Raw genomic sequence first — 13,419 nt, forward strand, 5'->3', positions numbered from 1 at the left:
AATGCGTTATGCTGCAGATGCGAAGCCATTCGGGATGTCTCTCATGAACAGATACAGACTGCCCCATAGTCTGCGCGAACATGTCGCCGACGGGGTCATGCATGTGTTGGGGCTGGTCACCGTGATTGCGGGGATCAGCGGACTGCTGGTCTGGGCGGCACTCACCGGCCCTGTCACCCATATCTGGCCTCTGGCCATCTACGCGGGCGGATTGCTGGCCAGCTTCAGTTTTTCCGCAGCCTATAACCTGACGCTTCACGCCCCGACCCGCGCCGTTCTGCGCCGCTTCGACCATGCCGCGATCTATCTGCTCATCGCCGGCACCTATACCCCGATGGCCCTGCTGGGCCTTGAGGGCCGGACCGGATGGGCGCTGGCGATTGCCTCTTGGGTGATTGCGGGCATCGGGCTGGTGATGAAGCTTGGCTTTTTCAACCGCTGGCACCGTCTGGGATTTGTGATGTATCTCGCGATGGGCTGGATCGGCTTGGCCGCGAGCTACCCGATTGTCACCTCCCTGCCGCTGACGGCCGTGATCCTGATCGTGACGGGCGGGCTGATCTATACCGCAGGCACGGTTTTCCATGTGATCGAGCGCATCCCCTTTTCGCGCGCGATCTGGCATGGCCATGTGCTGGCCGCCGCCGTGACACATTTTATCGCCATCGTGCTGCTGGCCGCACCCGCCTGACATCCGCCGCGCCCCGACAACCGGCAGGCCAACGAGATTTCCGTTGACGCGCCGCCCGGCTTTCGGCATGGCTCGGGCATGTTGAAAATTTCCGATATCACCTATTCCATCGAAGGCCGTCCTCTGTTCGAGGATGCCTCCGCCACCATCCCCGACGGCCATAAAGTCGGCCTTGTCGGCCCCAATGGTGCGGGGAAAACCACGCTGTTCCGGCTGATCCGCGGACAGGCCGTTCTGGAAAAGGGCGATATCTCGCTGCCCTCGCGCGCCAAGGTGGGCGGTGTGGCGCAGGAGGTGCCTTCCTCCGCGACCAGCCTGCTTGATACGGTGCTGGCGGCAGATACCGAACGGTCGGGACTTCTGGCCGAGGCCGAAACCGCCACCGATCCGGCCCGCATTGCCGAGATCCAGACCCGACTGGCCGATATCGATGCATGGTCGGCGGAAGGACGCGCCTCGTCCATCCTGAAGGGCCTGGGCTTTGACGCCGAGCAACAGCTGATGCCCTGCTCCGATTTCTCGGGCGGCTGGCGGATGCGTGTGGCGCTGGCGGGAGTGCTTTTTGCCCAGCCGGACCTGTTGCTGCTGGACGAACCGACCAACTATCTCGACCTCGAAGGGGCGCTCTGGCTCGAGCAATATCTGGCGAAATACCCCCATACGGTGATCATCATCAGCCACGACCGCGGGCTTCTCAACCGCGCGGTCGGCTCGATCCTGCATCTGGAGGGCAAGAAGCTGACGCTCTATTCGGGCGGCTATGACAGTTTCGTGCGCCAGCGTGCCGCCAATCGCGAACAGCAGGCCTCGGCGGCCAAAAAGCAGGACGAGCGCCGCGCCCACCTGCAGAAATTCGTCGACCGCTTCAAGGCCAAGGCCAGCAAGGCCAAACAGGCGCAGGCCCGCGTGAAAATGCTGGAGAAGATGGAAACCATCACCGCTCCCGAAGATGCGGCCAAACAGGTTTTCACCTTTCCCGAACCCGAACAGCTTTCCCCGCCTATCGTTGCCCTTGAAGGGGGCTCTGTGGGCTATGACGGCCGCGCGGTGCTGCAACGGCTGAACCTGCGCATCGATCAGGACGACCGGATCGCCCTGCTGGGGCGCAATGGCGAGGGCAAATCGACATTGTCGAAACTGCTGGCAGGAAAACTTGCGCCGATGACCGGCTCGATGGTGAAATCCTCCAAGCTGCGCATCGGCTATTTCGCGCAGCATCAGGTGGACGAGCTGGATCTGGGGGCCTCGCCGCTGCTGCATCTGCAACGCATCCGCCCCGATGAGGGGCAATCGAAGCTGCGCGCACGGCTTGCGGGCTTCGGGCTGGGCGCGGATCAGGCCGAAACCGAGGTCGGGCGGCTGTCGGGGGGGCAGAAAGCACGGCTGTCGCTGCTGCTGTCAACCATCGACGCGCCGCATATGCTGATCCTCGACGAACCAACCAACCACCTTGATATCGAAAGCCGCGAGGCGCTGACCGAGGCGCTGAACACCTATACCGGCGCGGTGATTCTGGTCAGCCACGATATGCATCTTTTGTCGATGGTGGCCGACCGGCTCTGGCTGGTAAAGGATGGGCGCGTGGCCCCCTATGAGGCCGATCTTGATGCCTACCGGCAAGAGCTTCTGACCCCGCCCAAAAAGGACGCCGCCCCCGAAGCGCCCAAACCCAAGCCCAAACGCGCACCACGCGAACAGGTGCTGGCGCTGCGTTCGGAGGTCCGCAAATGCGAGGAACGGGTACAGAAGCTGGAGGAAATGGCCGGAAAGCTGTCCACCAAACTTGCCGATCCCGCGCTGTATGAGGACGGGCGCGCCGGAGAGCTTGAAACATGGAACCGCAAATATGCGGAGCTGCGCGAGGCGATGGACCGTGCCGAAGCGCTTTGGATGGACGCTTTGGAAAAGCTGGAAACGGCAGAGGCCCCCTAAGGGGCCTTTTCCCTAGGGCAAACGGAAGCTCCGCGCGCGGTCCTGCGCTTCCCAATCCGCCACAGCCGCCTGTCCCCCCAGTGCCTGAAGAAGCGGCGCAAGCTGGCGTTCATAGATACGCCATTTATCAAGCCCCTTGGTATTGACCCCTTCGCGGACCTGCATCACCGACGCGGTGCGGACCGAACGCACCTCTTCGGTCGTGGCCGGAGTGTCGGATGCGGCTGAAAGACCCGCAAAAGACAGGATCTCGCCCATCTGGGCCTCACGATCCTCGACCAGTGCGCGGTAGGATTGCACCCGCATCCGGTCGCCGAAAATCCGTTTGTTGATATCGCGCATCCGCCATGTCTGCCGCATGACCCCGCCGATCTTGTCGAGATGGGCGTGATAGGGCACAAGGGTGGTGAAGTGGAGCTTGAAATTCGACAGCCCCACATCCATCGGGTGCCGCTCCATATGCAGGATCCGCAGATCGGGCAGCACCGCCCGCGCCACCCAGAGGCTGAACGCATCCGCGGGCATTTTGGTCACCAGAACCTTACCGGCGGGGGTGTGTTTGGGAAGGCTGCCTAAAAAATGCCAGCGCAGCTGCTCGACCATAGGGCGGTCGAGCTTGCGCAGTTTTTCCAGCCGCGCGACATCGGTATGCGAGAAATCCGGCAGCCCGGACAGCAGGGCCGGACCACACAGACACAGATGCTCCCCCATCGCGAACGTGTCGGGATGCTGCGCCAGCAAGCTCTCGGTGATGGTGGTGCCGGAACGCGGCATGCCGCAGATAAAGACAACCTTCGGCATTTGCCAAGCAGGATCGGCGCTGGGAAGATCGGCGGCAATCTCGTCGAGCAGGTCGACATAGCGCGCAAGCTGGTCCACATCGAACTCGCCCTTGATCAGCCGGTTCATCTGCTTCCAGTAGCCGAACGCTTTGGCCGGACTGCCATAACATTCCTCGGCCCGTGCAAGCGCCTGCAGGACTTCGCTTTTGACCGAAGCCGGCAGATCTGTCTGGAGCGATTTTTTCAGATAGCGGGCCTGCGCGCTATTCGGGCTAACGGGGTCAATCTGCCCGATCGTCGCGCGCAAAACGACCGATTGCGGCTCGATCTCCAGCGCTTGGGAAAAACACATGCGCCCCTCTTCGGTCGCGCCATAATTCATGAGACGCTGTCCGAGAATGAACCAGCCGGCAGAGAATTTCGGGAACCGTTCAACCAGAATACGCAGCAGTTCCAGCGCCTTGCCTTCCTCCCCGAGCTGCCAGAAGGTTTCGGCCAGATCGAGGATATACTCGGGCGTGTCCCCGTGAAGTGCGGCAAGATTCTGGAGAAAGTGCAACGCCTTGACGAAATGCCCCTTTTCGAAAAAGGTCAAAAACTCCGCACGGGTATCGCTATATCTGATTGCACGCATTCTGCTGCCCTGTCCTATGAACTTGGCTGCAGTATCGGGACAATAAGCAAAGAAATCCTTTACCAAAATAAAAAGCCGGCCCCGAAGGACCGGCTTTGCCGTTTCAAAGGCCGATGCCGTTACATCGCGCCAAGCGTGAAGACGCGGGTGACATCGAACTTCATGCTCCACTGCTCGTCCGAACCGGCTTTGGTGATCGGGCTGTCTTTGGCATCGTTCATCAGCTTGTCATAGCGCACCGAGCCTTCAACACCCCAGCCGCCATCAAAGCGGTATTTGGCACCGAATTCCACACCGGCGGACAAGAATCCCCCATCGGGATCGAAGGCCGTGAGCGAACCGCCTGCAGCAGCCGAGGCTGCGGCTTCCGCCGCCGACACGCCGTAATAGGTTTGCGCATAACGTTCCGTGCCCCAGAAGGCGCGCGGCCCCATGGTCAGGGTCAGGCGCTCGGTCGGATGCAATTTGAGATCGGCACCGACCTCCCCGACCCAGGTGTTATGACCGATAACGCCATAACGCACATCGCTGTAAACCTTGTAATAATCGGTGTCATAGCTCAGCCCCAGCCCCATTTCCAACGAGGCGTCCACATCGCTCAGACCGGCAAGCTCGTCATAATCGCTGGAATCGCGCTTGCCGATATAGCGGAACGACCCCGAGACCCCGAGGCCCGATTTCTCGGCATAGGGATCGGGATTGCCATAGGTCAGGCCGCCATATTGCAGCGCATGGATGCGGAACACCATATCGGGGCCTGCGGTGTAATCATCCGATCCCGGATATTCCGGGCTGACCGAAACACCAGCGCCAAGCGTGAACTTCATTCCGGCGCCGGAGGATTGCGTCGAAACGCGCGGGGTCGAGAAATTATACCCTTCGGACTGGCTGGTTTCGGCCTGTGCAACAGGAGCCAGAAGCGGCAGCAAGGCAACCGAAGCTGCGGCGATTTTTGCAGTGATCTGGGTCACGGTATGATTCCCTCGTTCTTGGTCCCGCATCGCGCGGCCCGTCGATAATTTGCGCAGATATTAAAGCAGATCGCCAAACTTGCCACTCCTGCAATCAATTTCCCGCGAAACTGTTGCATGGATATATCACGCTCTCCTGCGCCCGCGAAACCGGCCCGTTTCCTTGATCAAAATGATCAACCATTGACCGGTGATCACGGAATTGGCATATCTCGGACGGTCTATAGGAGGTTTCCCATGCGCCCGTTTTCTTTGCTTGCGCCCGTTCTGGCAGTCCTGCCGCTGCCCGCTTTGGCCGATGTGAATATCTATTCGCACCGCCAGCCGGAACTGGTGCAACCGCTTCTGGATGCGTTCACCGCGAAAACCGGCATCAAGGTCAATGTGGCCTATATCGCGCAAGGCATGGTCGAGCGTCTGCAGGCCGAGGGGCGGCGCTCGCCCGCCGATCTGGTGATGACGGTCGATATCGCCCGCCTGACGCAGGTGGTGGATGGCGGTGTCACGCAGCCGGTCGCGGACCCCGCGCTGGATGCGGCGATCCCGGCCGCCTTCCGCGACCCCGATCATCAGTGGTTCGGCCTGACCTCGCGCGCACGGATCATCTACGCCTCGAAAGAGCGCGTGGCCGAGGGCGAAATCACCACCTATGAGGATCTCGCCGATCCGAAATGGAAAGGCCGCATCTGCACCCGTCCCTTCACCTCGGATTACAACGTCGCGCTGACCGCCGCCTATATGATCCATCATGGCGAAGCAGCCACCCGCGACTGGCTGACCGGTCTCAAGGCCAATCTGGCCCTGAAACCCTCGGGCAATGACAGCAGCCAGGTGAAATCCATCTGGGCGGGGCAGTGCGATATCAGTCTGGGCAACACCTATTACATGGGCCAGATGCTGGCCAATGCCGAAAGCGCCGAATGGGCCAAGAGCGTGTCGATCCGCTTTCCGGTCTTCGAGGGCGGTGGCACCCATATGAACATTTCGGGCGTCGCCATGACCAGATCCGCCCCGAACAAGGACGACGCGCGGGCGCTGATGGAGTTTCTGGTCTCGGACGAGGCGCAGCATATCTATGCCGAAACCAATCACGAATTTCCGGTAAAAGAGGGCGTGGCCCCTTCGGAGCTGGTCAAAAGCTGGGGGGCCTTTACCCCCGACGGGCTGGATCTTGTCGAGATCGCGAAAATGCGCCCCGCTGCGCTCAAGCTGATCGAAGCGGTGAATTTCGACGGTTGAGCCAAGCGGCGCGTCTGTCCGGGCGGGCCTGTTCTGACGGGTCTGGCCCCGCAGACCCGTTACCGCAGATCCGCCTGCCCGCTGGACATTCCCGCAGACGCCCCGCACTCTGCTTCCAAAAGGAGTGCAGGGCATGACACGCAAGATCATCATCGACACTGATCCGGGGCAAGACGATGCGGTGGCCATCCTCTTGGCGCTGGCCAGTCCGGAACTGGAGGTTCTGGGGATCACCTGCGTTGCGGGGAATGTGCCGCTGGAGCGGACCGTCACCAATGCGCGCAAGATCTGCGAACTGGCCGGCCGACGGGAGGTGAAGATTTTTGCGGGCTGCGACGCGCCACTCGCGCGGCCCCTGATCACCGCCGAACATGTGCATGGCAAAACGGGGCTTGACGGGATCGACCTGCCCGCCCCCACGATGCCCGTGCAGGAGATGCATGCGGTGGATTTCATCGTGCAGACCCTGCGCAATGCGGCGGATGCCAGCATCACGCTGGTGCCGGTGGGCCCGTTGACCAATATCGCAACCGCGCTGCGCCGCGCCCCCGAACTGACCTGTAAAATTCAGGAGATCGTGCTGATGGGCGGGGCCTATTTCGAGGTCGGCAACATCACCCCCACGGCCGAGTTCAACATCTATGTCGATCCCGAGGCGGCGCAGATCGTGCTGGCCTCCGGCGTTCCGATCACCATGATGCCGCTGGATGTGACCCATAAAGCCCTTACCTCCGCCGACTGGGTGCGGAGCCTGCGCGATCTTGGCACCTTGCTGGGCGAGGCCGTGGCCTCCTGGACCGATTTCTTCGAGCGTTTCGACAAGGAGAAATACGGATCGCAAGGTGCGCCTTTGCACGACCCTTGCACCATCGGCTACCTCATCGACCCGAGCCTTTTCGCGGGGCGCCATATCAATGTCGAGGTCGAGGTGCTTTCGCCCCTGACATTGGGCATGACCGTGGCCGACTGGTGGCGCGTCACGTCACGCGCCCCCAATGTGATGTTCATGAACGAGGTCAGGCGCGATGCCTTCTTTGCCCTGATACGGGACCGGATCGCCCGCCTCTAGCCTCGCGTTTCAGGGCTTTCCAGCAAGGCCAGCAGACGGGCCTCTGCCGCAGACAGCCCGCGCAGCTTGACGGGCTCCAGATCGGGCAACCGCCTCGCCTCGGCCAAGGCAATCACCTTCGGGTGGATATAGCTGTTGCGCGCCACTGTCGGGGTGTTGTTCAGACGCGCGGCCGCCGCGCCGGAAAGCGCCTTGATCGTCCGCCCGCCCGCCTCGGCGGCCTCGAAGGCGGCAAGACTGCCGGACCATGTGCGGAAGGTTTTGGCCGTGAAATTTCCCTGACCCAAGTCAGAGAGATAGGCATTCAGCTGGTCAGAGCCGAGCGCGCGTGGCGCTCCGTCCTCGTCGATCCAGGTGATCAGCTCCGCCCCCGGTAAATCGCGCGCCTGATCAAGCACTTTCAGCAGCTTGCGGTCGGTCAGGCGGCGGCGTATTTTCTTGCCGCCTTTGGCGGTATAGCTCAATCGCAGCCCGTCCTCGCAAAGCCGCATCTGGCGACGGCGCAGGGTCAGCGCCCCGTAGCTGCCATTGGCCTGCGTATAGGCCGCATTGCCCACGCGCATCGCCAGACGGTCGATCAGCAGCACCGCCGCGGCAAGGGCGAAGGACATCTCGCCCGGCCCCTCGGCCAGATCACGGGTGACCGCGCGCCGGATACGCGGCAAGGCATGGCCGAAACCGGTCAGGGTCTCGAATTTCTCTGCCGCCCGCGCCTCGGACCAGAGCGGATGATAGCGGTATTGCTTGCGCGTGCGGGCATCCAGCCCCGTGGCCTGTAAATGCCCGTTCTCGCGCGGCGAGATCCAGACCTCCTCATAGGCGGGCGGAATGCCCAGAGCTTCGATACGTGCGCGTTCGGGGCCACGGGCCAGCGTGGTGCCGTCGGGCAGCGTGTAGCTGAACCCGCGCCCACAGCGCCTGCGCGCGATGCCGGGACGGCTGTCGGGGTAAAAGCACAGCCCCTCTGGCAGATCTTCCGGCGCAGCCCGCACCTTCATCTGCGGTCCGCAGGCCGCCTGCAATGACGTCTTCTGCGGACTGGCTGATGCCGCCCCTGCCATTCACCCCGCCTCCAGTTCGGAGCCAAGCTTGAGCACCCGCGCCCCATCCTCCTGATGGATCTCGTAGGCGGGATTTTCGGCGCTGCCATTGCGGGTGATCGTGCTGCCATCGATCTGGCGCTCTACCCGCGTCTCATGGCGGCTGGCAATCTTGCCCCTGGCCTCGCCCTGCCCCCAGCTCCACGTGACCCACTGGCCGGTCCGGAACGCATTCCCCATCGCCTCTCTCCTCTTGCTGCCTGCGCAACGCCAACGGGATGGCCCGCAAGAAGTTCCCGAAAACGCGCGGGGTTCCCGAAAGGCGGCCTTGCCCCTATATCTGCGTCAACAGGAGGCCCCATGACCGCATCCCATCCCATTCCCTTCACCAATAGCTATGCCAATCTGCCCGAGCGGTTTTTCGCGCCGCAAGCCCCCACGCCGGTCTCTGCGCCCGCGCTGATTGCCGTCAATGACGCGCTGGCCCGCCAGCTTGGCATCGCCCCCGATTTCCTGCGCAGCCCCGAGGGCGTGGCCATGCTGGCGGGCAACCACCTGCCCGAAGGCGCCCAGCCGATTGCTCAGGCCTATGCGGGCCACCAGTTTGGCGGCTGGGTGCCGCAACTGGGCGATGGCCGTGCGGTGCTGCTTGGCGAGGTCACCACACCGCAGGGCAGCTATGACATCCAGCTCAAAGGAGCAGGCCCCACGCCCTTCTCGCGCCGTGGCGACGGTCGGGCATGGGTTGGCCCCGTGCTCCGCGAATATGTGGTCTCCGAGGCAATGGCCGCTCTTGGCCTGCCCACCACCCGCGCCTTGGGAGCGGCCTTTACCGGCGACACTGTCCTGCGCGATATGAAGCGGCGGCGGGGGGCGGTGCTGGCGCGGGTGGCCCGCAGCCATGTCCGCGTCGGCACGTTCCAGTATTTCGCGGCCCGTGGCGATGTCGAGGCGCTCCAGATCCTGACCGATCATGTCATCGCCAAGCTCTATCCCGACTGCCAGAACGCGCTGGATCTGCTACAGGCCGTTGTCGCGGCGCAGGCGCGCCTTATCGCCGGATGGATGAGCCTCGGCTTCATTCACGGCGTGATGAATACCGATAATATGGCAGTTTCCGGCGAGACCATCGATTACGGCCCCTGCGCCTTCAGCGATATCTACCATCCCGAGATGGTGTTCAGTTCCATCGACCAGTATGGCCGCTATGCCTATGGCGCGCAGCCGCAGGTCGCGCTGTGGAATCTGGCGCAATTCGCCACCTGTCTCGTGCCCCTGATGGGGCCGCAGGAGGCCGCAGTGGAACAGGCGACCGCAGCCATCAACACCTTCACACCGCTTTATCAGGCCGAATGGCTGGGCCGCTTCGGTCGCAAGATCGGTATCGCCGAGGCACAGCCCGAAGATCTTCCGCTGATTCAGGACTTCCTGACGGCCCTGGCACAGGGACAGGGCGATTTCACCCGCAGCTTTACCGCCTTGCGACGCGGCGAGGATGCGGCACAGGAACTCAGCGATCCGGCGCTGCTGGAGACCTGGACCTCGCGCTGGCAGACACGTCTGGCGCAGGAGGCGGACCCGCAGGGCGTGATGGCCGCCGCCAATCCGCTCCGTATTCCGCGCAACCACCGCGTTGAAGCCGCGATTATGGCCGCAGAAGATGGCGACCTGACCCCCTTCGAGACGCTTATGAAGGCTCTGGCGCAGCCCTATGGCGAGGCCCCTGAATTTGCCGCTTTCGAGGCAGCGCCCGCGCTTTCGGAACGGGTCATCCGCACCTTCTGCGGCACCTGATCCTAGCGCCCGCGCCCGCGCCGCCGCTTGCCGATCTTACGGAAAAAGCGGCGGTTGCGGGTCACGAAATCCTCGAAGAAGGCACGGGTAAAGCCGGGGCCGCGCCCGTAAAGATAGGCCCAGCCCGCCAAAGCCCCCAATGCGCCACCGATCACATCGACGATCAGATCGCCCATCGTATCCATCAGGCCCGATTTCTGCATATTCGTGCCGAAAATCTGGTCCATGCCGAATTCGAAAATCTCCCATAGCGCCCCGATCGTCACCGCGAAGGAAAAGGCGATCAGCGCCATCGCCCAACGGGGAGCGGCATAGCGGTCCCCTTCGAACAGCATGAAAACGAACACAAACCCCACCAGCCCGAAGCCAAGCGCCGAGCCCCCATGCAGCGCGATATCCCACCACCAGAAACGGTTGTAGAAATCGAATGCCTCACCGAGGAAGATGGTGGCGAAGATAAAGCCCGTCACCGCCACGACCAGCGCCGTGGGCATCGAGATCCCGATGCGCGAGCTGACATAAAGCGGCACCAGAGTCAGCACGAAGGTAAACAGGGCCACCCCCGCCAGCGGCCACTGACGCTCGAACAGCGCAAGCAGGAATTCAAAGGCCAGCATCCCCCAGATGACCTTGACCGGCCAAGGCTGCATACGGGCGATATCGAGGGGCGTCTTGCGTGTCATACGCGAAATATGGGACAACTCCGCCGCTTCGGAAAGACCACAGTGCTGCCCGACCCCACGCGATCACAAAAATTTTCGGATCAATCCGCCACGAAACGAGATTTTTTTCCGCAGACAGGGTGACAAACAGAACCGGCATTCTATATCGGGCCTCAAGATAGGCATGCTGATAACCAATGACTCTCCGAATAGCCTCGTACAATATCCACAAATGCGTCGGTGTTGATCGCCGTCGGGACCCGCATCGCATCATCGATGTCCTCAATACGCTCGATGCCGATGTCATCGCGTTGCAGGAAGTCGACAGGCGGCGCGGCGCGCGCCCTGCGGCCCTGTCGGCAAGCCTGATCGAGGCCGAAACCGACTTCCGCACCATCGAGCAACCCCGCACCGGCCCCGACAGTCTGGGCTGGCACGGGCAGGCGTTTCTGGTCAAGCGCGGGGTCGAGATGCTGTCCTGCACAGGGATCGAACTGCCGGGGCTGGAGCCGCGCGGAGCCTTGCATCTGAGCCTCAAGGCCGAGGAGGATCTGCCCTTCTCGATCTTTGCCGCCCATCTGGGGCTACGCCGCACCGACCGCCGTGCGCAATGGACGCGGATTGCCAAGGAAATGCTGGCCGCCTCTCCGTCGCCTGCACTGGCCATCGGTGATTTCAACGAATGGTCGGGCCGCAACGGCTTCGAGGCCCTGGGCGGGTTTACCGTCCATGCGCCCGGCGCGACCTACCCTTCGGTCGCACCGGTCGGCAAACTGGATCGAATCGTCACCTGCAACCGCGCCCATATCACCCATATGTCGGTGCATGACACGCAGCTGACCCGCCGTGCCTCCGACCACCTGCCGATCTGGGCCGATATCGGCGGGCTGCGTCGCAGACGCTGATCGCAAAAGCACGCCGCGCCCGCGGACCGGCCCTGCGCGGTCGCTTCATGCGGGCTGCGCATGTCGCCCCGTCACGGGGGCATTTCAGAAATTTCATCAAGTTGCGTCGCTAACAGCGCCGTTAGCGGTAACAACGCCCTTTTCACCACTGCCGCCCAAGGATATAGCTTGGCACGGCCCATACAGCACCAAAGTGCAATGACAAGGGAAGAGAGTATAATGAGCACCATCATCGACATCCACGCGCGCGAGATCCTCGACAGCCGCGGCAATCCGACCGTCGAGGTCGACGTGATTTTGGAAGACGGCACCATGGGTCGTGCGGCTGTTCCCTCGGGGGCCTCGACCGGCGCGCATGAAGCCGTTGAAAAGCGCGATGGCGACAAGTCGCGCTACATGGGCAAAGGCGTGCTTGACGCGGTTGCCGCCGTCAATGGCGAGATCGCCGAAGCACTGGTTGGCGCCGATGTGACCGAGCAGGTCGAGATTGACAATGCCATGATCGAACTTGACGGCACCGAGAACAAAAGCCGCCTTGGTGCGAACGCGATTCTCGGCGTGTCGCTGGCCTGTGCGAAGGCTGCCGCCGATTATACCACCCAGCCGCTTTACCGTTATGTCGGTGGCACCTCGGCCCGCGTTCTGCCGGTTTCGATGATGAATATCATCAACGGCGGCGAACATGCCGACAACCCGATCGACATCCAGGAATTCATGATCATGCCGGTTTCGGCCGAAAACATCCGCGACGCGGTGCGCATGGGGTCGGAAGTCTTCCACACGCTGAAAAAAGAGCTGACCGCGATGGGTCTGTCGACCGGCTTGGGCGATGAGGGTGGCTTTGCGCCGAACCTGTCCTCGACCAAGGAAGCGCTGGATGTGATCCTGAAATCCATCGAGAAAGCGGGCTACAAGCCGGGCGAGGATATCTATCTGGCGATGGATTGCGCCTCGACCGAATATTACAAGAACGGCAAATACGAGATGAAGGGCGAAGGCCTTTCGCTGACCTCGGAAGAAAACGCCGAATATCTGGTCAAGCTGTGCAACGAATATCCGATCATCTCGATCGAAGACGGTATGGCGGAAGATGACTGGGCGGGCTGGAAGATCCTGACCGAGAAGCTGGGCGACAAGATCCAGCTTGTGGGCGACGATCTCTTCGTGACCAACCCCAAGCGTCTGGCCGATGGCATCAAGCAGGGCGTGGCAAACTCCATGCTGGTGAAAGTGAACCAGATCGGCTCGCTGACCGAGACGCTGGCCGCCGTCGATATGGCGCACCGCGCACGCTACACCAACGTCATGTCGCACCGCTCGGGCGAGACCGAGGATGCGACCATCGCAGACCTCGCCGTGGCCACCAACTGCGGCCAGATCAAAACCGGCTCGCTGGCACGTTCGGACCGGTTGGCGAAATACAACCAGCTGATCCGCATCGAGGAAATGCTGGGCGAGACCGCGATCTACGCGGGCCGCTCGATCCTGAAATAATCCGGTCTCTCCGGTAAGATCCAAAGGCGCGGCACTGTCCGCGCCTTTTCTTTTGGCCAAGTTTGTTTGACCAGAGGTTTCCGCTTTCGGAAACCTGACAGGTGACTTTCGCGCAAGACGGAAAGCATTTGTCTGGCTAGTTTGCCCCCACGCACCGGTCGCGTCCACTCCCGTTTCCCAGCCTCCCGCCAAAGCCGCGCGGGGGG

At 62.2% G+C, this 13,419-nt stretch carries 12 protein-coding genes; 7 read left to right on the forward strand and 5 right to left on the reverse strand.

The genetic code is table 11. The features are described 5' to 3' along the window. Positions 1–43: 43 nt before the first annotated feature. Together WDB88_RS09485 and WDB88_RS09490 are read left to right on the forward strand one after the other, a co-directional pair. Complete coding sequence (locus WDB88_RS09485) at positions 44–691, forward strand: hemolysin III family protein (RefSeq protein ID WP_339107426.1); 648 nt, start codon at positions 44–46, stop codon at positions 689–691. A 78-nt stretch (positions 692–769) separates the two neighbouring features. Then, complete coding sequence (locus WDB88_RS09490; RefSeq protein ID WP_339107427.1) at positions 770–2,623, forward strand: ABC-F family ATP-binding cassette domain-containing protein; 1,854 nt, start codon at positions 770–772, stop codon at positions 2,621–2,623. A gap of 12 nt (positions 2,624–2,635) precedes the next feature. On the opposite strand, the gene WDB88_RS09495 is transcribed toward WDB88_RS09490, so the two are convergent. Then, positions 2,636–4,039, reverse strand: a complete 1,404-nt coding sequence (locus WDB88_RS09495; protein WP_339107428.1) for a sulfotransferase — start codon at positions 4,037–4,039, stop codon at positions 2,636–2,638. A 119-nt stretch (positions 4,040–4,158) separates the two neighbouring features. Then, positions 4,159–5,010 carry a MipA/OmpV family protein gene (locus WDB88_RS09500; protein WP_339107429.1) on the reverse strand — a complete coding sequence of 284 codons (852 nt, stop codon included), beginning with the start codon at positions 5,008–5,010 and terminating at the stop codon, positions 4,159–4,161. Between the two features lie 237 nt (positions 5,011–5,247). On the opposite strand from WDB88_RS09500, the gene WDB88_RS09505 reads away from it, so the two are divergent. Then, positions 5,248–6,249: a Fe(3+) ABC transporter substrate-binding protein gene (locus WDB88_RS09505; RefSeq protein ID WP_339107430.1), complete on the forward strand. Its 1,002-nt coding sequence runs from the start codon at positions 5,248–5,250 to the stop codon at positions 6,247–6,249. 133 nt (positions 6,250–6,382) lie between these two features. After that, positions 6,383–7,318, forward strand: a complete 936-nt coding sequence (locus WDB88_RS09510) for a nucleoside hydrolase (RefSeq protein ID WP_339107431.1) — start codon at positions 6,383–6,385, stop codon at positions 7,316–7,318. Here WDB88_RS09510 and WDB88_RS09515 read toward each other — a convergent pair. After that, positions 7,315–8,316: a DNA topoisomerase IB gene (locus WDB88_RS09515; RefSeq protein WP_339107432.1), complete on the reverse strand. Its 1,002-nt coding sequence runs from the start codon at positions 8,314–8,316 to the stop codon at positions 7,315–7,317. The two genes, WDB88_RS09510 and WDB88_RS09515, sit on opposite strands and share 4 nt — an antisense overlap. A 63-nt stretch (positions 8,317–8,379) precedes the next feature. Beyond that, on the reverse strand, positions 8,380–8,598 hold the full coding sequence (locus WDB88_RS09520; RefSeq protein ID WP_339107433.1) for a DUF2945 domain-containing protein: 219 nt from the start codon (positions 8,596–8,598) through the stop codon (positions 8,380–8,382). 120 nt (positions 8,599–8,718) lie between these two features. Between WDB88_RS09520 and WDB88_RS09525 the strand changes: the two genes are divergently transcribed. Further along, the gene (locus WDB88_RS09525) at positions 8,719–10,152 is read left to right on the forward strand and encodes a YdiU family protein (RefSeq protein WP_339107434.1); all 1,434 of its coding nucleotides are present in this window, start codon (positions 8,719–8,721) and stop codon (positions 10,150–10,152) included. Positions 10,153–10,154: 2 nt separating this feature from the next. On the opposite strand, the gene WDB88_RS09530 is transcribed toward WDB88_RS09525, so the two are convergent. After that, positions 10,155–10,853 (reverse strand): hypothetical protein, encoded by a 699-nt coding sequence (locus WDB88_RS09530; RefSeq protein WP_339107435.1) that lies wholly within the window; start codon positions 10,851–10,853, stop codon positions 10,155–10,157. Between the two features lie 158 nt (positions 10,854–11,011). Here WDB88_RS09530 and WDB88_RS09535 point away from each other — a divergent pair, with 158 nt between their 5' ends. Beyond that, a complete protein-coding gene (locus WDB88_RS09535) occupies positions 11,012–11,719 on the forward strand; it encodes an endonuclease/exonuclease/phosphatase family protein (protein WP_339107436.1) in 708 nt (235 codons plus the stop codon). Positions 11,720–11,938: 219 nt separating this feature from the next. Beyond that, positions 11,939–13,213, forward strand: a complete 1,275-nt coding sequence (gene eno / locus WDB88_RS09540) for a phosphopyruvate hydratase (RefSeq protein ID WP_339107437.1) — start codon at positions 11,939–11,941, stop codon at positions 13,211–13,213. Positions 13,214–13,419: the final 206 nt, after the last annotated feature.

This window comes from Thioclava sp. GXIMD4216, assembly GCF_037949285.1.
In the GTDB taxonomy this organism is placed as follows: Bacteria; Pseudomonadota; Alphaproteobacteria; order Rhodobacterales; family Rhodobacteraceae; genus Thioclava; species Thioclava litoralis.